This window comes from Marinobacter halotolerans (genome assembly GCF_008795985.1).
GTDB lineage: Bacteria > Pseudomonadota > Gammaproteobacteria > Pseudomonadales > Oleiphilaceae > Marinobacter > Marinobacter halotolerans.
The window spans coordinates 934184-954526 of record NZ_VMHP01000001.1 but is presented as its reverse complement, the minus strand read 5'-3'; the positions used below and the strand labels follow the sequence as shown (position 1 = coordinate 954526).

The following is a 20343-nucleotide window of genomic DNA, read 5'->3' as shown; positions in this document are numbered from 1 at the left end:
TTGTTTCTGGAGCCGCCGCGCCGGTTGCCATTTAGTGTCAAAGTATTAGGTTTATAGGTACATGCAACAAGGAGAACGCATATGAGCAAGCAAAAGTACGATCCGAATAAAGGTTACGTTGCACTCCTGGGTTGGAGTCTCAATGCGGTTGAAGCTGCGGACAAATTTGACAGGCGTTACGTTGTAGTAGCCCCGGACTGGGCCGAAACCTATTGCAAGGAACACGACATTCCCTACGTACCCTGGAACTTCGAGCGTCTTAACGACCGTTCCGTGGAAATCGCCCAGACCCTCAAGGAAATGGGCGTGGACGTTGCCATCCCCCTGTTTGAGGAAACCGTGGAATGGGCCGGTGCTATCAACTCGGTACTGATGGATCAGCCCAAGCTGTTTGGCCAGTCCATGCTGTTGCGCGACAAGGCCCTGATGAAGCGCCGTGCCCAGTTAGGTGGCATTCGCGTGGGGATTTTCGAAGAGGCGCACGACCGGGACGACGTCATTCGCTTCCTCAAGCGCGTGAACCAGACGCTGCTGAAGCTGGACGGTGACCCCAACGACCCGATTCACCTCAAGGCCTTCGACAAGGCGGGCTGCCTTGGCCACCGGGTCATCCGCACGCCGGACGAGGTGGATACCATTCCGGAGGAAGAATTCCCGGTACTGATGGAATCGCACCTGGACGGCTGGGAATTCGCGGTGGAAGCCTGGATTCATAATGGCAAGGTGGCGTTCCTGAACATTTCCGAGTATGTGACCCTCGGCTATTCCGTGTTCGTACCAGCAACGCCGGACCTGGAGAAATACCGCGAGCAGATTACCCGGGAAATCGAAAAGCTGATCAAAACCTTCGACATCGAGTTCGGCTTTATCCATCCCGAGTACTTTGTCACCAGCGACGGCACTATGTACTTCGGCGAGGTGGCCTATCGTCCACCCGGCTTCAAGGTGTTCGAGCTGCTTGAGAAAGCCTATGGCTTTAACGCCTATCAGGGCATGATCATGACCTTTGATCCCAAGACCACCGAAGAAGAAGTGAAAGCCTTTTTCCCGAAAGAGGTGGTGGACGCGAAGGGTTACGCCGGATGCTTCGGTGTGTATCCACGTCGCCGCGTGGTCAGCAGGCTGGAAATGCCGGAAGAGACCGAGAATCATCCTTACTTCGAGTCTCACGAGCTGACCCCGCCGCTGGAGGAAACCGTCACCAAACGGACCGCCTTTGGTACCCATTGGGGTCTGGTGTATTTCTTCGGGGACGACGCCTACACCATGCGTGATTTGCTGAAGCATCAGGAAGAACTGGATTTCTATGTATAATCCCGGAAGGGATATACAACAACGGGCCTGGTACAGGCCCTGAGGAAAACAGTTTGAGCACTCCCGACGCTGGAAATCCGGCACCTGTTGTTGATTTCGAAAAGCTGGTTCAGCGACTGGATGACGCAATAGCGGCTCTCGCCGAGAGCCGCTCCTTCGCAAAAGCTGGCAAGCTGCCCCGCGTGTTCGATACCGTTCGCCGGGTGCTGCTTCAGCCCGGAGGTTGCCAAGCCATTCAGGACCGTTCGGAACACCTGGAAAAAGCCGGCGTCTTTCTGGGCACAGACTGGGCCGAGCCGTCCATTCTGTTACCCCAGTTAACCACTTATGCCCTCCAGAGCACGGAACCGGACACCGTCATTGTGGAAGCGATGAGCGAACTGCGCCTGCTTTCAGTGGCTCGGGGTGACTACCTTCACGACTCGGTTTCCGCAGAACAGGCCCACCATTACCTGACCCAGGTTCTGGCGATCAATCTGCCGATGCTTTTCGGCGAGGCCGGTGAAACCGAGCGGGAACAGGGTAAACTGGCGGTGATCAGCCGCACCCTGGTTCAGCACGTTGCTTCCCAGATCGGTTACGAGCATGTGATTGATCGCCTGATTGATGAAATCTGGCGCATCCTGAAACAGCGACCCATCCAGGTGAACAGCGTTCGCCAGATGATCACCCAGATTGCCCTGTGCCGTGCCGACCCCAATGTGGATCTGGGCAGCGCCGGGCAGGGGGCCGAACGCCTGATTTCCAGCCTGTACGGGCCCACCCAGGCCTGCCGGGAAGATCCGGGTGTCGCGGTGTATGAAGAGCGTCTGAGTCATATGGACCAGAGCGCACTACAGGGCGAGGCCACCGGTTTCGCCCGTTCCATGCACGATACCGGGCTGGTGTCGCCCTATCATGCCGCTTTTATGCGGTTCATCCTGGAAAATCAGGATTCGCTGATAGCGGAATCCCTGGGCCTGTCAATGACCGGGCGGGATTGCCTTCTGCGCTATCGGGACCTGGTGCTGACCCTGATTCGCGAAGGGGTGTTCCCGGAGACCTCCCAGGGTATCTATGGGCTGTCGCTGCTGCTGGAGCGGGGAATCCTCTATCAGCCCCCAGTCGAGCCGGCACTGTGGCGACAGACAACGCTTTCGATCTGCCCGGAAGCCCGCTACCGCATCGAGATTGCCTTTGGCTATCAGCCCCAGCCAAAGGCCTGGCTGATACAGGGCGTTCTGAACATGCTGGGCCAGCCATTGGGAGTCGGGCAGGGCAATAATCCTACCTGCCAGTCTGCACGGGCCCTCTCCATGTGGGCGTACAACGATCCGGATTACCTGCTGCAGATGGTTGCCTGGGCCGCCCGGGACAATGAAATCATCATGCATTTCGAAGGTACGCCGGTGTCTTCCGCGACCAGTCGCGGGGGTGTGGCCTCCGAAGTGACCTTCGATCTGGATCCGGTGTCGCTGGTGGTAGTGCCGCATCTGGACCGTATCTACGCCGAGATGGGTCGCCTGTGTATTGGCCGGGAAGGCGATCCCCACCGGTGGGTGAACCCGGAATTTCACGGCTGGTCCGCCGGCCGCGGATTTCGTATCAACGTGGACGTGGCTACGGGTAAGCTGATGGATCTCGAGGAGTTCCTGCGGCACTTCTACGCAAGCTACCACCCGGTTTACAACGGCAATCAGCCGCTGGTCCATCCCCAGCCTGCGGGCGTGGCGGTGACAGACAGCGCGGCCCGGTTTATCGGCTGGCACGCCATCACCATTCTGCGGGTCACACGGGACCCGGAGGGCGTCATGCGGGTGTACTTCTATAACCCCAACAATGACAGCGGCCAGAATTGGGGCGGCGACCTGCAGGTCAGCACGGCCAGCAAGGGTGAGCGGTTCGGCGAGTCGTCTCTGCCGTTCGAGCAGTTTGCGTCGCGAGTCTATATTTTCCACTTTGATCCGCTGGAACGGGGCGAGCCTGCCGACGTCGCCGAAGAAGAGCTGGCGCGGGTCATCGATCGCGTTCACCAGAGCTGGGGCCGTGACAGGCTGCCCGCAGCGGCACTGCAGGCAGAGCCGCCGAGTACCGGGTCTGCCTGAAAGCGCATTTACAATGAGATAGGAGAAAGAATGTCGTCGCAAGCCAGCACGAGTCAGTCAGGCGGTGAAAGTGGCGCGGAACTGTTTATCCGTGCCCTGGAAAACGAGGGCGTTCGCTACATCTTCGGGGTGCCGGGGGAAGAGAACCTCGATCTGCTTGAAGCGCTGCGTAAGTCACGCATTCAGTTGGTCCTGAATCGCCACGAGCAGGCGGCGGGCTTCATGGCCGCGACCTATGGCCGGCTGACCGGTCGGGTGGGCGTTTGCCTGTCTACTCTGGGGCCTGGCGCCACCAACCTGGTGACAGCGGCGGCCTACGCTCAGCTGGGCGGCATGCCGATGATGATGATCTCCGGGCAGAAGCCTATCAAATCCTCGAAACAGGGCCTGTTCCAGATACTGGATGTGGTGGATCTGATGCGACCACTGACCAAATATACCCGCCAGATCAGCAACGCCAATACCATTCCTGCGAAAGTGCGGGAGGCATTCAGGCTGGCTTCAGAGGAACGCCCCGGTGCGGTTCACCTGGAACTGCCTGAAGACATCGCCGCGGAAGTGGCTGATGGCGACACCCATATTTTCCAGCCCAGCGATGCCCGCAGACCCACGGCAAGTACCAAAAGCCTGGATACCGCCTGCGAGATGATCAATCAGGCGAAGCATCCGCTGATCATGATTGGTGCAGGCGCCAACCGGAAGCGGGTCTCCCAGGCGCTGATCCATCTGGTGAACGCCACCGGCATTCCGTTTTTTACTACCCAGATGGGCAAGGGCGTGGTAGACGAACGCCACCCACGCTATCTCGGCAACGCCGCGCTGTCCTCCGGTGACTTTGTTCATTGCGCCATTGACCATGCCGATCTGGTGATCAACGTCGGGCACGACGTGGTGGAGAAGCCTCCTTTCTTTATGAAGCCCGGTGGCAAACAGGTGATTCATGTGAACTTCTCCGGCGCAGACGTGGACCCGGTCTACTTTCCGCAACACGAAGTTGTAGGCGATATCGCCAATAGCGTGGACTACCTGGCCGAGCGCTGCGGGCAGTGCCCGACCCACGATTTCAGCCAGTTTATGGAAGTAAAAGCCTCGGTAGATGAGCACCTGGCCGAGAAGGCGGATGACGAGCGCTATCCCATCATTCCCCAGCGCATCGTCAGTGATGTGCGCAAGGTCATGCCCGAGGACGGCATCATTGCCTTGGACAACGGCATGTACAAGCTCTGGTTCGCCCGCAATTACCCGGCCTACGACAACAACACCGTGCTGCTGGATAACGCCTTGGCGTCCATGGGTGCCGGGCTGCCCAGTGCCATGATGGCCGCTATGCTCTATCCGGAACTGAAAGTGATGGCCGTGTGTGGTGATGGCGGCTTCATGATGAACAGCCAGGAACTGGAAACCGCCGTGCGGCTGAAGCTGAACCTGGTGGTGCTGATCATCAACGACAATGCCTACGGCATGATTAAATGGAAGCAAGGTCAGGAAGGTTTTGAAGATTTCGGGCTGGACTACGGCAATCCCGATTTCCTGAAATACGCCGATGCCTATGGAGCCAAGGGGCACCTTGTTTCACGCACCGAAGACCTCAGGCCGACGCTGGAATCGGCGCTGTCGGAGGGTGGCGTTCACCTGGTGGAAGTGCCGGTGGACTACAGTGAGAACCGTCGGGTGTTTGATGAAGAATTGGTAAAGCTGACCTGCAACCTCTGAACAATGGCGTACAATTGCCGGAAATGGCAGTCGCAGGAAGGCAGAATGGTGAAAAAAAGATGGTTTGCAGTAGTCGTCGTCGCAGCACTGGCGGTTTTATTTGCCGGATGCAGCCGGCCGGAATCTCCGCAACAGGTGGCCGCTGAATTCTGGCAGGCGGTGACTGAAGGCGATGCCGGTGCGGTAACCGACCTGTCCACCCTGACCGATGCGGGCTCATTTAACGGCTTTGGCAGCAACTGGGCGGGAACCCTTCCTGATTTCGGGCGGATCGTGATTGATGCTGATCAGGCAACGATCGTTACCCGGGTAACCACTGAAAATGGTGCCGCGGCAGAGAGACGGGAACTGCTTACTCATCTGGTGCGGATCAATGACCAGTGGCTGGTGGATTACCAGAGTACCCGCGACGCGGTCATGGACCGCCCGGCTTTGAGCGGCCTGATGAACGATATTGAGCGGCTCGGTCAGCAACTGGATCAGGCGGTTGGTGAGACCTCCGACAAGCTGTCGAAACAGGTCGACGAAATGGCCAAAGAGTTCCGAACCTATTCTGAGGAAACCGGCCAGAAGGCCGAAGAAGCTCTTGACGATTTCGGCAAATCCCTGGAGGAACTCAGGCAGAAGATCAAGAAATCGCTGCAAGAAGCGGAGAAGAAACGGCAGGAGACCGGTCAATCCGATCAACTTGAGCAGGTTTAATATCAAAACACAAAAATGCCGGCACTCTGGTTAGGACTGCCGGCATTTTTTTCCCCGAAGGTACTTTATTTTACATTACTGAAGTAGCCAGTCAGACGTTCCTTGTTGGTGGCCGCCGAGGCCGTGAGCTTTTCAACAGCCGCCTTGGCCTGGTCGTAGTTTACCGGCTCGCCTACCTTGATCACGCCCGCCATATTCAGCGGCGCATGGGGTGTGCACTTGTATACGTAAACGCCCTCAGCACCAAGCGTAACGGTGATCTCTTTGTTCATCTCCCCGGCCCAGCTTTCGGTGCCCTCCGGCACTGCAACCGATACCGAGTTATGGGCCGGGTCTACCAGCACAAATTTCACTGTGTCGCCCTTTTCAGCCTCCAAGTATCCTGGTTCGAACACCATCGCGCCGTCCGCGCCGGAATTTTTCATCTTCACAATGTGCTCTGCGGCGAACGCTCCTGTGGAAAGCGCTGCGGCAAGCAAGCCCGCGGTTAATCTGGCAGTCAATTTCATCGCGTTATCTCCTGCGAGTGTGTAAGTTCATGAGGTATTACGGGGGGTGTCAGGGGGTAGACCGCTGTTAAAGGTCGGGGGATGTACTCATGGGAATTGAGAATCCGCGGCTTAGTAAGGGGCTCCAAGCCGCGGAAGAGCAGCCCCTGGACGTCATGGCAACGGCCGGGGCGCGGTGTTAAAGCTCGCTGTCGTAGTTCACGGGAATAAACTCATAGCCCTTGTCCGCACCTTTCAGGCGGCCAAGGCCCGGGAATGACAGGTGGGAGGAACCGATCAGGTAGCCTTGCTCCTGTGCATCGGCAAAGACTTCCGCGCGGGTTTTCACCGCGGTCTCACTGTTTACATCAAACTGGATGGCAACGTCAGGCTCTGGGAACTGCACCGCTGCCACGTGGATCAGATCGCCCCAGAGCATCATGGTCTGCCCCTGGCTTTGCACTTCGTAAATGCTGTGACCCGGTGTGTGGCCCACCGCTGCAATCGAAGAAATGCCCAGAGCCAGTTCCTGGTTCTTTTTGAAGGGCTTGAACTGGCCAGCCTTTATGTACGGGTTGACCGATGCCATGGCGCCCTTGAAAAAGCCCTTGGCATCTTCCGATGCCGCTTCCAGATTGGCTTCGCTCAGCCAGTAATCTGCATCCTGCTGGTGGGCCCGGACTGTGGCGTTGGGAAAAACGATTTTGCCCTCAGACACGAGGCCACCGACGTGGTCCGGATGCATGTGGGTAATGTAGATTTCGTCCACCTGGTCGGGGGTGTAGCCCGCCGCCTTCATGTTCTCGATCAGGAAACCCAAAGTTGGGCCGAACAGGCTGCCAGCGCCGGCGTCGATCAACACCAGCCTGTCGCCGGTATTGATCAGGTAACTGTTCACCGAGGTGGCCAGTGGCGCGGAGAGAAAGTTTTCCGCCAGTGTTTCATGTACATGCTGTTTAGTGGTGTTCAGCAGCAGGTCATCCACCGGCAGCTCAACCGTGCCGTCAGACAGGGCGGTAACGACAAATTCACCCACCATGATTCGGTGATAGCCCGGTGCCTGCTCTTTCTTCAGCGGGGCTTCCGCCTGGGCGCCACTGGCCATCGTTAACGCGGTCAGTACGGCAAGAAACCATTTGATCGTCAAAGGCATAGTGTTCGCTCCGTTTACTTGTTGTGGCAAAGATGCATGATTGATCAGGAGTGTATCATTCGTAAGAGAATCTGGTTTGGACTTGTCCAGAGCCTTTGGGGAAACATTATGGCTGGACGTGATAGCGTGATCAGTCCTTAGCGTAACAACGCAATAACAACAAATAAGGGAGCGGCGAATGATCTTTGATTACGTAATTGTTGGTGGCGGGTCCGCAGGCGCGGTGATGGCTGCCAGGTTGAGTGAGGATCCGGAAGTGAGCGTTTGCCTGTTGGAGGCGGGAGGCAAGGGGGATCATCTTCTGATCCGCGCGCCGGCCGGAGTGGTAGCGCTGATGCCCGGCCACGGCAAAATCAACAACTGGGCCCTGCTGACTGAGCCCCAGCAAGCACTGAACGGTCGCCGGGGATTTCAGCCGCGGGGGCGGGGTCTCGGTGGCTCGAGCCTGATCAATGCCATGCTCTACGTGCGGGGGCACAAAGACGACTACAATGCCTGGGCCCAGCAGGGTTGCGAGGGTTGGAGCTGGGATGATGTGCTGCCTTATTTCCGCAAGGCCGAATGCCATGAGAAAGGTGCCAGTGAATTCCACGGTGGCGACGGCCCGCTTCACGTCAGCAAGCAGAAATCTCCCAGACCTATTTCCAACGCCTTTGTTGATGCCGTCAAAGAACGGGGATATCCGCTGTCCGACGATTTCAACACGGGCGAAAACGAAGGTGCGGGCCTCTACGAGGTGACCCAGTTCCACGACAGTCAACGCAATGGTGAGCGCTGTTCAACGGCGTCGGCCTATCTGCATCCGGTGATGGGGCAGCGGGACAACCTCAAGGTGGTTACCGGTGCTCTGGCCACACGGGTTCTTTTTGAGGGCAAGCGGGCCGTGGGCGTTGAATACCGCGTAAAAGGGCAGACACTTGTTGTCTCAGCCCACCGAGAGGTCATTCTGGCCGCGGGGGCCTTCGGTTCTCCGCAGCTGCTCCAGCTGTCCGGCGTGGGCCGTCGGGAAGACATCGAACCCCACGGGATCGACATGGTTCACGAGCTGTCCGGCGTGGGCCAGAATCTTCAGGACCATCTGGATTTCATCCTGGCCTACAAATCCGGCGACAAGGACAACTTCGGTTTCAGCCTGAAGGGTATGGGCAATATGCTCAGCCATGTCCTGCGCTGGCGCAAGGATGGCACCGGCATGGTGGCGTCGCCTTTTGCCGAGGGCGCGGCGTTTATCAAATCAGACCCGGCTCTGGACCGGGCAGACCTGCAGCTTCATTTCGTGGTGTCCATTGTCGAAGACCATGCCCGTAAACTGCACTGGGGCCACGGTTTCAGCTGCCACGTGTGCAATCTAAGGCCGAAATCCCGGGGGCGCGTCTTCCTTCGAAGTGGCGACCCTATGGCCGAGCCCGCCATTGACCCCGGATACCTGTCGGATCAGCAGGACCTTGAACTGACCATCAAGGGCGCGAAAATCACCCGGGAGATTCTGAAAGCCGAAGCGCTCAAGCCCTTCCGTCAGTCGGAAATGTTCGGCATTCACGATGGCATGAGTGATGAAGAGTGGGCGCAGCATATCCGCGAACGGGCGGACACCATCTACCATCCGGTAGGCACCTGCAAGATGGGTGTGGACGACCTGGCAGTGGTTGATCTGGAGCTGAAGGTTCGGGGTGTTGAGGGGCTTCGTGTGGTTGACGCGTCGGTTATGCCCACCCTGGTGGGCGGCAATACCAACGCGCCAACGATCATGATTGCCGAGAAAATCGCGGACGTGATGCGCCTCGGCTAGCGCAGTAATTTATTTCGCGTTGGGGAAGAACAGTTGCTGACCATCGATCGTGTGTCCGGCAATCGCCGCCTGGCCCTCATCTGACAGCAGCCACTGGTGCCACTGGTTGGCCAGGTCATGTTTGAGCCCCGGATGACGCTCAGGGTTGATGAGAACGCTGCCGTACTGGTTGAACAGCACCCTGTCACCCTCGAACAGGACCTTCAGATCCTGCCGGTTCGAGAAGTTGAGCCAGGTGGCGCGGTCTGCCATTACATAGGCATTCATCCCTGCGGCGGTGTTCAGTGTCGCACCCATACCGCTGCCCAATTCCCGATACCAGCTGCCATCCGGCTCGACGCCAGCGTTTGACCAGAGACGCTGCTCGGCGCGGTGGGTTCCGCTGTCGTCACCGCGGGACGCAAACGGTGCTTCGGCATTGGCGATGCGGGTCATGGCATCCGCCGCCGATTTGGCATTCGCTATTCCTGCCGGGTCGCTGGACGGCCCTATCAGCACGAAGTCGTTGTACATGACATCCTTCCGTTCGGTGCCATAACCCTCGGCCACAAACTTTTTCTCCCCGGCGGTGTCGTGCACCATCAGGCTGTCAGCGTCGCCGGCCCGGGCAATCGCAAAGGCCTGGCCGGTGCCGACAGCGACGACGCGAACATTGATGCCTGTCTTTTCACGAAACTCAGGGATGATATGTCCGAAGAGGCCGGATGCCTCGGTAGAGGTGGTCGATGCCAGGGTAATGTACGGATCGCCTGCCTGCGCCGGTGCGGCGAGGGCCAGCGTCATCAGTGCAATTGCAAACAGTCGGATTGTCATTGTTGTTCTCCTTCCGGTTGATAGTGGATCTATGTGAATCGTGCCGAGCTCCTACCAGATAAGCTCTCCACGAATAAAAGCAGCCGCCTCAGCCGTCTGCGGCGACTCAAAAAAAGCAGGGGCCGGCGTGTGTTCATGTACCCGACCGCGAAGAATAAACACCACGTCATCCGCCATTCGCCGGGCCTGGTTCATGTCGTGGGTGCTCATGACGATACGGGTGCCCAGCGCCTGGAACGCAGTGACTGCCTCTTCCACGGATTTGACCGCAGCCGGGTCCAGCGCCGAGGTGGGCTCATCAAGAAACAGGATCTCTGGTTTCAGTGCCCAGGCCCGCGCCAGGGCGAGGCGCTGTTGTTCCCCGCCGGAGAGCACCCGCGCCGGTCGGGCATGAAGTTCCGCCAATCCGAAACGTTCCAGCGCGTCCATTGCCGGGCCGATTCGCTGCGAGCGTTTGATCCCATGAAGCGCCAACGCGTGACAGATATTGGCCAACGCCGAACGACGCAGCAGTACCGGACGCTGAAACACCATGGCCTGTCGCTGACGAATGGAAGCAATCGAGGTGTCATTCAGAGCCCAGCGAACGTTACCCGAGGTGGGTTGCAACAGTCCGTGGCAGAGCCGCATCAACAGGCTTTTTCCGGCCCCATTCGGGCCAAGGATCACTGTTCTGCCAGAAACGCCGAGATTCAGGTTGATGTCCTGCAACAGCGTCTGGTTGCGATGACGGAAGCAGACATTGTCCAGTTGCAGTGGCAGCAGCCCCCGGGTGACGCTCATATCGTTCATCCGAGCCTCCGTTTGGCGGATTCACCCATTAGATAAGCGCCGCCGTTGATCAACGCCACCAGCAGCAACAGTACAATGCCCAGCCCCAGAGCCAGTGGCAGGTTGCCTTTACTGGTCTCCAGTGCGATGGCTGTGGTCATCATCCGCGTCACGCCGTCGATATTGCCGCCGACAATCAGCACGGCGCCAACTTCCGCGCTGGCACGCCCAAAACCTGCAAGCACACCGGTGATCAGCGAAAAGCGTGCATCCCAGAGCAGGGTCGGAATTGCCCTGAGACGGTTGCAGCCGAGGGATTGCAGTTGTTCCCGATATTCTTCCCACAGATCTTCGACCACCTGGCGGGACAGCGCCGCAACAATAGGGAACACCAGCAGTGTCTGGGCCACCACCATGGCAGTGGGAGTGAACAGCAGGCCCCAGGAGCCCAGCGGCCCGGCACGCGAGAGCATTAGATAAACCATCAGCCCTGCGACTACTGGCGGCAGCCCCATCAGCGCATTGAGCGCGGTCACCAGAACGCCGCGACCCGGGAACCGGAACAGGGCAACGGCAGCGCCCACTGGCAAAGCGAGTGCGGCCGCCAATAGCACGGCGGTCAGGCTCACCTGCAAAGACAGGGAAATAATCTGGGTCAGTGTCGGATCCAGGGAAAGAATCAGGTTCAACGCCTGGTCAAAAGGGCCACTACTGCTCATTTCAGATCGCTTTTAACGGGTCAGTACTGCATATTCTGTGGTTGCTCGCGGAAATGCACGTAGCGCTGTAATATATGCAACTTAAAACAAGATAAGTGCACACCCAGAAGCGGCCGTCATGAAAACAAACGGAAATAGCACCACGCGCCATGATCTTCTGACGACTTCGGAAGTTGCCGACTACCTGCGCCTTAAGCAGCGCAAGGTCTACGAGTTGGTTCGTGAGCATCAGATTCCCTGCACAAAAGTCACTGGAAAGCTGCTTTTCCCGCGGCAGGCGGTGGATCGCTGGATCATGAGCCATTTAGAGGGCGACACGGGCAGTGGCGCCACCATCGCGCCCATCCTCGCTGGCAGCAACGATCCCTTGCTGGAATGGGCTGTACGCGAGGCCGGCAGTGATCTGGCTCTGCTTTGTCATGGCAGTGGCGATGGCGTCACACGCCTGCTGGATGGGCGCGCGATGCTGATTGGCATGCATCTGACCGACCCGGAGACCGGCGCCGGAAATGATCCGCTGCATTGCGGGTTGGGCGGGCTGCGCGACCTGGTGATGATTCACTGGGCACGACGACGGCAGGGCCTGCTATTGTCACCGGGTAATCCCAAAGGCATCGGCAGCCTAAAGGATCTGTTTTCTCCCCAGGTTACGATGGTTAGGCGACAGCCCGGTGCCGGCGCTGACTCGGTGCTGACCTGGCTGCTGGAAAAAGAACACCTGGATGCCCGCAAGCTCAAGACCTCACCGCACCCCGCTCTTGGCGAAGATGATCTTGCGCTGGATGTGCGCGAAGGACGCGCGGATTGCGGTCTTGGTGTTGAAACCTCAGCCCGACGACACGGTCTGGATTTCATCCCGCTGCATACGGAATCCTTTGATCTGGCCATGCGGCGTCGCAGTTATTTCGAGCCTCAGTTTCAGGCTCTGCTTGCCTTTTGCCGTGGCCAGCATTTCCGCGAACGGGCCGAAAGCATGGGGGGGTATGACATCGATCAGCTAGGCAGCGTTTGCCACAACGCCTGATCACCGGGCCGGCAACTTGCCGCCCCGATGATCTTGGTCTAGGACTTTATTGGAAATCCCGTCGTATAGATTGGGGTTGTTCATTACAAACCCGTGATGGAACAGCAGGTTTTCTCAATGAGTGATTCCCCGCCGGGTACAGGCGCGGAATGCAGAGTCAGTTTTCATGGTTTCATCGCACAATCGTTTACTGAAAGAGGCCAACGGGGCGCTGGGTGACCTGGGTACCCTTTTGCCGCTCAGCCTGGGGGCTATCGGAGTGGCGGGATTGGCCCCCATACCCGTGTTGTTAGGGTTTGCCCTGTTCTACATCGCAACCGGGCTGTATTACCGCCTGCCAATTCCGGTCCAGCCGATGAAAGCGGTGACGGCAGTGCTGCTTACAAGCCAGATAAGCGCCGAGAGCCTGGTGGCCAGTGGCGTGATGATCGGGGTTGTTCTGTTGCTGTTGGGATTTACCGGCTGGATAAACAGTCTGGGCCGGCTTATACCAAGATCCGTGTTGAGTGGCCTTCAGCTGGGGCTGGGGATTCTGCTGGCTGGCATGAGCGTGGGGCTGCTTGCTACCTCCCCAACCGTGGGTATCGCCACCCTGGCTGTGCTATTGGTTGTCCCATTGCTTAGGCCGCAGTTGCCCTCGGCGCTTCTGGGCCTCTGTGCGGCAATCGCCGTCGGCCTGGTGGTGGGAGCCCCGGGGCTCGCCTTTGATGCAGCGGATTCTTCCATTTTCTCTCTGCCCGGATTACCAAGCCCGGATGCCATCCAGCAGGGCTTTGCCCTGGTAACCCTGCCCCAGCTGGCGCTGACGCTGACCAATGCCATCGTGCTGACCGCGTTAATTGCAGAGGATTATTTTGGCGACAAATCCCATCGCGTGACCCCGGCCCGGCTGTCGGTAAGCAGCGGCCTGGCCAACGTGCTGATGGTTCCATTGGGCGCGCTGCCCATGTGCCACGGAGCTGGCGGCCTGGCGGCCCACTATCGCTACGGTGCGCGCACGGGCGTGGCCCCGGTATTGCTTGGCGTGGTTCTGTTTATTGTTGTCCTGGCACCGGGCGGCCTTGCCCTGATTGCAGCGATTCCCACTGCCGGGCTCGGCGCCCTGCTGTTACTGGCAGCCACCGAGTTGGCTTTCAGCCGGCGCCTGACAACTGCAAAACCATCCTGCTGGCCGGTTATCGCGATAACGGCGCTGGTTACTGTCCTGGCCAACCCGTTTACCGGGTTGCTGGCCGGGGTGGCGGCCGAAACCTTCAGGGCAGCCTGGGTACGCAGCCAACAGACGGCTACCTGAGCCCGTCATCGTCCTCGTCGTCACGCATGCGTTCCTGGCGCTCAGACTCTTCTTCTTTGGCGGCCTCTATCACCGCCATCAGCTCATCTACATCAGCGCTTTGGGTATCGTGTTCGAAGCAGCCTGTCAGCTCAGTGTCCGGGTGCAGATCACCACTTTCGTAAAGTGCCCAGATTTCCTTGCCGTAGTCGGTAATCAACAGTTCCGGGGCGTATTTGCCAAAATAGCGGCGCATGTTGTCCACATCCCGCTCCAACATGCGCCCGGCGTTATTGTTGCCAGAGGCATTCACCGCCTGTGGCAGATCTATGATGACCGGACCCTCCGGTTCCACCAGCACGTTGAACTCGGAAAGGTCACCATGAATCAGCCCGGCACTGAGCATCCGGACCACCTCGCCAATTATCATGTCGTGATATTCCAGGGCCTGCTCCGGTGTAAACATGACATCATCAAGCCGCGGCGCGGCTTTGCCATCGTCATCGGTCACCAGTTCCATCAGCAGCACGCCGTCAACAAACCCGAAGGGCTCCGGCACGCGCACACCGGCCGCTGCCAGCCGATAAAGGGCGTCCACTTCGGCATTCAGCCAGGCGTCTTCCTGCTCTTTCTGGCCATAGCGGGTTTTCTTGCTCATGGCGCGGGCGCGGCGGGTGTTACGCACCTTCCGGCCCTCCTGATATTCCACCGCCTGCTTGAAGCTCCGCTTCTGGGACTCCTTGAATACCTTGGCACAACGAGCTTGATCACCGCAGCGAACCACATACACCTGAGCCTCTTTACCACTCATCAGTTGGTAAAGCACTTCGTCCACCATGCCGTCGTCGACAAGGGGCTGCAATCTCTTCGGTACTTTCATAATGCCTTTTTGGGAAATACTGGATGCGATAGGGGAGAGCTTACATGAAAACCCCGTTCGCTCATGCCTTTGATTGCATGCAGGTGCGAAGATGGATGTTGGTCCTGAAACGAAAAAGCCCCGGAAGTCCGGGGCTTTTTGCTGTTTGGTGGAGACGGCGGGAATTGAACCCGCGTCCGCCAGTACTCAGCCTTGAGCTCTACATGTTTAGCGTCTCTCTATTGATTTAAGTCCAAGCGACCCGAGAGCCAGGGTGCAAGGACCGATCTCTTTAAATCTTAGCCTTTAACCAGTGAGATCTGGTTAAAGGAGCATCCCGTAAGCGATGACGTCCTGAGATGTAGCTTCTGGGCTACGGGCGACCCAGTCAGGACGACTAGCAGCTTACGCTGCTAGTGCGTAGTTATCGTCGTTTGCGACTATTGCGTTGCAGCTTTGGATTAACGAGATTGGCTGCCATCTCGACATGCACTCAAGGGTTCGCCACCGGCGTCGAAGCCATGTCGTCCCCTTAACTGCAGTATATGTGGGCGGGTCAGCCGACTTCAAGGGCTTTCGCCGTCTGGTCTTCGCTTAATTGGTCGACCTGATCCTGTTTTTCCAGTGCGTGGGTATAGAGTTCGGTAAAACTGTCGCGGAAATATTCCATGGCCGCTTCCGGGTCGACGGAAATACTTCTGTCGATTGTGATGCCGAACTGCACCGTGCCCGCGTAGCTGAAGATGCTCATGCCGATGCCGATATTCCCGTTCTGGGGCACCCAGAACATAGGCTGTTTGAGCTTGGCGCCAGCCAGGTAAACGTGTTCCTTGGGGCCGGGCACGTTGGTCAGAACCGCCGATGCTTTCTCGCTCAGGAGGGATAGTGCCCGTCTTTCCAGAACATCCGGGCCCCGGCCGAAAAGATCAAGCAGGCTGTAGGTGACCTGTGCCTGGTAGGAGCGTTTCAGGCGGTTCATGTTGTCCTGAATCTGGCGGAACCGCATGATCGGATTGACGACCTCAACCGGTAGGCTGACGAGCACCAGCCCGAACTGGTTGCCCAGGGTGTCGATTGGCTGATTCAGGGGGCGCAGGTTGAACGGCACCGCCACCCGTATGCCGCATTCTGGCGGTATTTCTCCGGTGTTGTTGAAATGCTTCTGGATGGCTCCGGCGGCGGCGCATAACAGTACGTCATTGGCGGTGCCTTTTAATGCCCGGGCGCATACTTTTACTTCGGCGAGGCTGAGCGGGTCGGCCCAGGCCACCTGTTTGCGACCACTGAGGGCAGGATTGAGGCAGGTTTTGGGTTCCGCCGGGGCCAGGCTGAGTTTCAACAGGTCGAGAGAAACGCTTCCTGCCGTTGAGGCAAGTTTCATGGGATAGCCGGGCTCGGACCGCAGGGATTTCATAAACAGGCTTGCCTGCTCTCTGGCGGTCTGGCCGGTTTCAAACAGCCTTCGGGCGTAGCGACTGACGACGCTTCCCGGGCGTGCTGGCAGGCCCGGCGCCCCGGCAGACCGAATTTTGCGGAGGGTGGGTTCTGCCTGTTTGTCGGTTAGCGATAGCAGCACCCGCACCAGCGATATGCCATCGGCAATGCAGTGGTGAATCCTCACCAGCAGAGCGCAGCCACCGTCATACTGGTCAATGTAATGGATTTGCCAGAGCGGGCGCCGAAAATCGAGCGCTGTGCTGTTCATGTCGCTGACCAGCGCCTGCAGTTCGCGCTTGCCGGCATCCCCGGCGAGGGCAATGCGGTGGACGTGGTTGTCGATGTGAAACAGGGGGTCGTCCTGCCAGTAGGTCCGGTCGCCCTGCTGGATAACGCGCTGCTGAAAGCGCCGGAAAGTGAGAAAGCGCTCATCAAGAGTCCGCTTCAGTTGGCTGACGGACAGGGGCTGTTCGAATATCAGCACCGCTGAGATCATCATCGGGTTTTCCGGGCTTTCCATTCTGAACCATGACCGGTCAACCGAAGACATGGGTGTTCTTCGGGCGAGTGTCTGCGCCTGCGCCATAACCTGCTCCCTGAGTGTCGTTATCCTGTTTACCGCCCGAGGGGCGGCTACGACTAAAGTCCAGTATAGGCTGGTCAAACACTGATCGAAAGAGGGTGCAGATGCTACACAATTTCGCAGGCTAGAGGTTGGTGTCCCGCAGAATACGCTGCTTCTGGCGGTTCCAGTCACGTTCTTTCTCGGTGGCACGCTTGTCGAACAGCTTCTTGCCTTTCACCAGCGCGATCTCGCACTTCACTTTGTTTTTCTTCCAGTAGAGCGCCAGCGGGATGCAGGTGTATCCTGCCTGATTGACCTTGCCGACAATCTTGGCAATTTCCTTGGCGTGAAGCAGCAGTTTGCGGGTACGGGTAGGGTCTGCAATCACGTGAGTGGAGGCGGTGATCAAAGGTGTGAAATGGGAGCCCAGAAGCCAGGCCTCGCCGCCCTTCAGAAGAACATAGGCGTCGGTGAGCTGGGCCTTGCCAGCGCGCAGGGACTTTACTTCCCAACCAAGCAGGGACAGGCCGGCCTCGAAGCGTTCCTCGATATGGTATTCGTGTTTCGCCTTTTTGTTCAGGGCAATGGTGGCGCTCGGGGCGCCGGGTTTCTTCTTGCTCATGAAGCGATGATCCGGAGTCGGATAAGAATTTGCCGGCCAGTTTGGTCGCCGGAAAAGCGGGCATTGTAGCTCAGGACTGCCAGACCGGTCACGAAATTGAGGCGATCGGCCCGGGTTCGGGTCGTGCGGCTGACAGATGATCCGCTACAATGTGTGCTTCGGACGTTGTAAAGGTTTGGAATGCCAGCCCCCTACGGAACTCACCACGAAGCCCGCTACGACACTCGCTATGAAACCCCTATCGGTTCCTGGCGGCGGCCTGCCACCTTTTTCTGGGCGGCGCTGGGTGCCACTTTCGGGCTGGCCAACGTTTGGCAGTTTCCCTACCTGGCAAGTCAGAACGGTGGTGGCCTGTTCATTCTGCTTTACCTGTTCTGCCTCTTGCTGATTACCCTGCCATTGATGGTGACTGAGGCCACCTTCGGTCGCTACGCCCGCCACGGCCTGGTTCTGGCGATGGACGGGTTTGTGAGTGCTGCGCGAGCGTCCCGTTGGTGGATATGGGCCGGGCGCCTGGGCATTCTGGCCGCGTTTCTGGTGCTTTCCTTTACCGCGGTATTCGGCGCTATTGCGCTTGCCTATGTGTTCTATGGGGCCATTGGCCGTTTCATTGGTGCCGATCAGCCTGAAGCCGCTGAGATTCTGGCTGGTTTCGTATCTTCCCCGGATGAATACCGGGCGTTCATGGCCTGGCATGGTTTCTTTCTGCTGCTGGTGGTCTGGGTGTCCATGCAGGGCGTGGTTCATGGTGTCGAGCGGGCTGTTCGTGCAGTCACGCCCATCATGCTCTTGCTGGTTGCATCTTTCTGCGGGCTGGCGGCCTGGCGCGGTGAGTTTAATCAGGCCGTCGACACGGTGCTGAGATTCGATCCCGGGTCGCTGACGCTTCAAAGCCTGCAATCTGCGCTGTTTCATGCCTTCTTTACGCTCGGGCTGGGGATGGGTGTATGGACCCTTTTTGGCGCCTATACACCGGTCGGAACCCGGCTGAAGCGGTCAATTCTGGCGGTGGTTCTGATGGATACGCTGGTTGCTATTGGGGCCGGGCTGGCGATCTATTCCATCGTGCCCGGCGGACCGGAGATGGCCGGGGAGCGTGGATTCAATCTGCTATTTCTGTCGTTACCGGTCGCCATCGCCGATTTCCCCGGTAGTCAGTTCCTGTTGGCGTCGGTGTACCTTCTGATCGTGATGGTGGTCTGGAGTACATCATTGGCGCTGCTTGAGCCGGTGGTTGGCTGGTTCCGTGAGTGGATTGGCGCGCCCCGTGAATTGTCGGTTCTGCTTGTCGGGCTGGCGGTGTGGCTGCTGGGCCTGGGGTCGCTCTTCTCGTTCAACATATGGGCGGGGCTGGATCTGGTCGGTGGCAGCTTTTTCCGCTGGCTTGAGCTGTTCGCCGGGGGAATTCTGGTGCCGCTGGTGAGTGTGTTGATCGCGCTGTTTGCCGGATGGTACCTCACCCGGACTCTGGCACTCCGGATACTGGGCGATACGCCGGGATTGTTCGGCAGGATCTGGCTCTGGGTAATGCGGCTGGTGTTGCCTGTGGTGGTCGCCTATATCGGACTGCAGTACAGCGTTACCGGTGTTCTCAGTATGTGTGACCGCTCTACCAAGGCCATCTGGTGTCAATATGTGGCTGGCGCGCCGCAACCGACCCCGGCACCGATTGAGGGGCAGTCAGGTAAGCCTGGCGATGACGAAGCGCTGGGCGGCCCGGGCGCTAAGGAACCGCCAAAAAGCGATGGTGACGGCTCGCCGGGTTCATCCCGGGATAAAACGCCAGAGAATGGCAGCCCGGGTAAAGATGCCCCGGCGACCACTGAAGATGTGCTTTTCCAGAGCGCGTAATCCGATATCGCTGATTTACGGCAGATTGCGTATCATTGGTCTCCCAAGACAGTCAGCAGGACCCCGGTTTCAATGCCCCATCAGATCGATAAAACAGCGCTGGTAATGCACTCCGCGGAGCGTATGTTTAACCTGGTTAACGACGTTGCCCGCTATCCCGAGTTTCTGCCCTGGTGTGACCGCACGGAAATCCACGACCAGTCCGAACAGCAGATTACCGCATCCATGGATATCGCCAAAGGCGGTATCCGCCACCGGCTGGTAACCCGTAACCAGCTTCAGTCACCGGAAATCATCGAGATCACGCTGGTCGATGGGCCGTTTCGCAAGCTTGCCGGGCGCTGGCACTTCAAGCCGTTGGACTCCAATGCCTGCAAAGTGATGCTGACACTGGATTTCGAGTTTTCCGGGTCACTGTCACGTATGGCGTTTGGTCAGATTTTCAGCCATGCGGCGAATACGATGGTGGATGCCTTCTGTCGCCGCGCCGACGAGCTATACCGGGAGAGTGCGGGATGATCCGGGTGGAAGTGGCCTTTGCGCGACCGGACAAGCAGGAAATCCTCGCCCTGGAAGTGGAGGAAGGAACATCGGCAATCGAGGCTGTAAAACGCTCGGGTATTGTCACCCTGTTTCCCGAAATTGATCCGGATAGCAGCAATATGGGTATTTTCGGGAAGGCGATCAAGAACCCTTCGAGCCATGAGCTGCGCGACGGTGACCGGGTGGAAATCTATCGGCCGCTGAAGATCGATCCCAAGCAGGCCCGTTTGAACCGCGCCCGCAAGAAAGGGTGAAAGCGAGGTTCAATAGGCGGGCGTTTCTTCCAGCAGCTGCGCCTCGTAATGAGAGAACTGCTCGTTATAATAATAGACGATTACCCGTTGTTCCTTGATGTCGCCCCCGCTGCGCTGGAAGGTATAGACATAATATTCCCGGGAAAGATCAACCGGGTTAACCATCAGGGGCGTTCCCAGCACCGAATGAACCTGGCTTCTCGACATGCCTTCTGACAGGGCAGTGAGCTCTTCATCGGTGACAATATTGCCCTGCTGAACGTTGATCTTGTAGACGCCAGGGAAAGCGCAGCCTGCAATCAGAAGGGTAAGTACAAGCGCTGTGAGCTTTTGCATCGCCGGGGGAAATCCTCTATCTTGGAAACGCCT

Annotated in this window: 19 protein-coding genes and 1 other RNA gene; 10 read left to right on the top strand and 10 right to left on the bottom strand. The window is 58.3% G+C overall.

Features of this window, described 5'->3' with window-relative positions; translation table 11 throughout:
* The first annotated feature begins 81 nt into the window (after window positions 1–81).
* The 4 genes from FPL19_RS04475 to FPL19_RS04460 are packed head-to-tail and all read left to right on the top strand — an operon-like array spanning window position 82 to window position 5813.
* Window positions 82–1314 carry an ATP-grasp domain-containing protein gene (locus FPL19_RS04475; protein ID WP_150910996.1) on the top strand — a complete coding sequence of 411 codons (1233 nt, stop codon included), beginning with the start codon at window positions 82–84 and terminating at the stop codon, window positions 1312–1314.
* A gap of 53 nt (window positions 1315–1367) precedes the next feature.
* On the top strand, window positions 1368–3398 hold the full coding sequence (locus tag FPL19_RS04470) for a hypothetical protein (RefSeq protein WP_150910994.1): 2031 nt from the start codon (window positions 1368–1370) through the stop codon (window positions 3396–3398).
* A 30-nt stretch (window positions 3399–3428) separates the two neighbouring features.
* Window positions 3429–5111 carry an acetolactate synthase large subunit gene (locus tag FPL19_RS04465; RefSeq protein WP_150910992.1) on the top strand — a complete coding sequence of 561 codons (1683 nt, stop codon included), beginning with the start codon at window positions 3429–3431 and terminating at the stop codon, window positions 5109–5111.
* A 45-nt stretch (window positions 5112–5156) separates the two neighbouring features.
* A complete protein-coding gene (locus FPL19_RS04460; protein WP_150910990.1) occupies window positions 5157–5813 on the top strand; it encodes a hypothetical protein in 657 nt (218 codons plus the stop codon).
* 65 nt (window positions 5814–5878) lie between these two features.
* Here the strand turns inward: FPL19_RS04460 and FPL19_RS04455 are convergent, their stop codons facing one another.
* Window positions 5879–6322 (bottom strand): pseudoazurin, encoded by a 444-nt coding sequence (locus FPL19_RS04455; RefSeq protein WP_150910989.1) that lies wholly within the window; start codon window positions 6320–6322, stop codon window positions 5879–5881.
* Between the two features lie 178 nt (window positions 6323–6500).
* Window positions 6501–7454: an MBL fold metallo-hydrolase gene (locus FPL19_RS04450; RefSeq protein WP_150910987.1), complete on the bottom strand. Its 954-nt coding sequence runs from the start codon at window positions 7452–7454 to the stop codon at window positions 6501–6503.
* 178 nt (window positions 7455–7632) lie between these two features.
* Here FPL19_RS04450 and FPL19_RS04445 point away from each other — a divergent pair, with 178 nt between their 5' ends.
* Window positions 7633–9243: a GMC family oxidoreductase gene (locus FPL19_RS04445; RefSeq protein WP_150910985.1), complete on the top strand. Its 1611-nt coding sequence runs from the start codon at window positions 7633–7635 to the stop codon at window positions 9241–9243.
* A gap of 9 nt (window positions 9244–9252) precedes the next feature.
* On the opposite strand, the gene FPL19_RS04440 is transcribed toward FPL19_RS04445, so the two are convergent.
* Genes FPL19_RS04440 through FPL19_RS04430 form a run of 3 tightly spaced genes read right to left on the bottom strand, consistent with a single transcriptional unit; the run spans window position 9253 to window position 11546 of the window.
* Window positions 9253–10056, bottom strand: coding sequence for a substrate-binding domain-containing protein (locus FPL19_RS04440; protein WP_150910983.1), 804 nt, complete (start codon window positions 10054–10056; stop codon window positions 9253–9255).
* Window positions 10057–10107: 51 nt separating this feature from the next.
* Window positions 10108–10848: an ATP-binding cassette domain-containing protein gene (locus FPL19_RS04435; protein ID WP_225314285.1), complete on the bottom strand. Its 741-nt coding sequence runs from the start codon at window positions 10846–10848 to the stop codon at window positions 10108–10110.
* Window positions 10845–11546: an ABC transporter permease gene (locus tag FPL19_RS04430; protein ID WP_150910981.1), complete on the bottom strand. Its 702-nt coding sequence runs from the start codon at window positions 11544–11546 to the stop codon at window positions 10845–10847. Before FPL19_RS04430 ends, FPL19_RS04435 begins: the two co-directional genes overlap by 4 nt.
* Window positions 11547–11664: 118 nt before the next feature.
* On the opposite strand from FPL19_RS04430, the gene FPL19_RS04425 reads away from it, so the two are divergent.
* On the top strand, window positions 11665–12570 hold the full coding sequence (locus tag FPL19_RS04425; protein ID WP_150910979.1) for a helix-turn-helix transcriptional regulator: 906 nt from the start codon (window positions 11665–11667) through the stop codon (window positions 12568–12570).
* 166 nt (window positions 12571–12736) lie between these two features.
* A complete protein-coding gene (locus FPL19_RS04420) occupies window positions 12737–13864 on the top strand; it encodes a putative sulfate/molybdate transporter (RefSeq protein WP_150910977.1) in 1128 nt (375 codons plus the stop codon).
* Here FPL19_RS04420 and FPL19_RS04415 read toward each other — a convergent pair.
* From FPL19_RS04415 to smpB, 4 genes are all read right to left on the bottom strand, one after another.
* Window positions 13857–14723 carry a PA4780 family RIO1-like protein kinase gene (locus FPL19_RS04415; protein WP_150910975.1) on the bottom strand — a complete coding sequence of 289 codons (867 nt, stop codon included), beginning with the start codon at window positions 14721–14723 and terminating at the stop codon, window positions 13857–13859. The two genes, FPL19_RS04420 and FPL19_RS04415, sit on opposite strands and share 8 nt — an antisense overlap.
* A gap of 146 nt (window positions 14724–14869) precedes the next feature.
* Window positions 14870–15234: a transfer-messenger RNA gene (gene ssrA / locus FPL19_RS04410) on the bottom strand.
* A 24-nt stretch (window positions 15235–15258) separates the two neighbouring features.
* A complete protein-coding gene (locus tag FPL19_RS04405) occupies window positions 15259–16725 on the bottom strand; it encodes a wax ester/triacylglycerol synthase family O-acyltransferase (RefSeq protein ID WP_150910974.1) in 1467 nt (488 codons plus the stop codon).
* Between the two features lie 121 nt (window positions 16726–16846).
* Window positions 16847–17326, bottom strand: coding sequence for an SsrA-binding protein SmpB (gene smpB, locus FPL19_RS04400; protein WP_150910972.1), 480 nt, complete (start codon window positions 17324–17326; stop codon window positions 16847–16849).
* 180 nt (window positions 17327–17506) lie between these two features.
* On the opposite strand from smpB, the gene FPL19_RS04395 reads away from it, so the two are divergent.
* The 3 genes from FPL19_RS04395 to FPL19_RS04385 all read left to right on the top strand — a co-directional run bounded on the left by FPL19_RS04395 (window position 17507) and on the right by FPL19_RS04385 (window position 19974).
* Complete coding sequence (locus FPL19_RS04395; RefSeq protein ID WP_150910970.1) at window positions 17507–19177, top strand: sodium-dependent transporter; 1671 nt, start codon at window positions 17507–17509, stop codon at window positions 19175–19177.
* Window positions 19178–19249: 72 nt separating this feature from the next.
* On the top strand, window positions 19250–19696 hold the full coding sequence (locus tag FPL19_RS04390) for a type II toxin-antitoxin system RatA family toxin (RefSeq protein WP_150910968.1): 447 nt from the start codon (window positions 19250–19252) through the stop codon (window positions 19694–19696).
* Window positions 19693–19974, top strand: coding sequence for an RnfH family protein (locus tag FPL19_RS04385; protein WP_150910966.1), 282 nt, complete (start codon window positions 19693–19695; stop codon window positions 19972–19974). Before FPL19_RS04390 ends, FPL19_RS04385 begins: the two co-directional genes overlap by 4 nt.
* A 9-nt stretch (window positions 19975–19983) precedes the next feature.
* Here the strand turns inward: FPL19_RS04385 and FPL19_RS04380 are convergent, their stop codons facing one another.
* The gene (locus FPL19_RS04380; protein ID WP_150910964.1) at window positions 19984–20310 is read right to left on the bottom strand and encodes an outer membrane protein assembly factor BamE; all 327 of its coding nucleotides are present in this window, start codon (window positions 20308–20310) and stop codon (window positions 19984–19986) included.
* Between the last annotated feature and the right edge of the window lie 33 nt (window positions 20311–20343).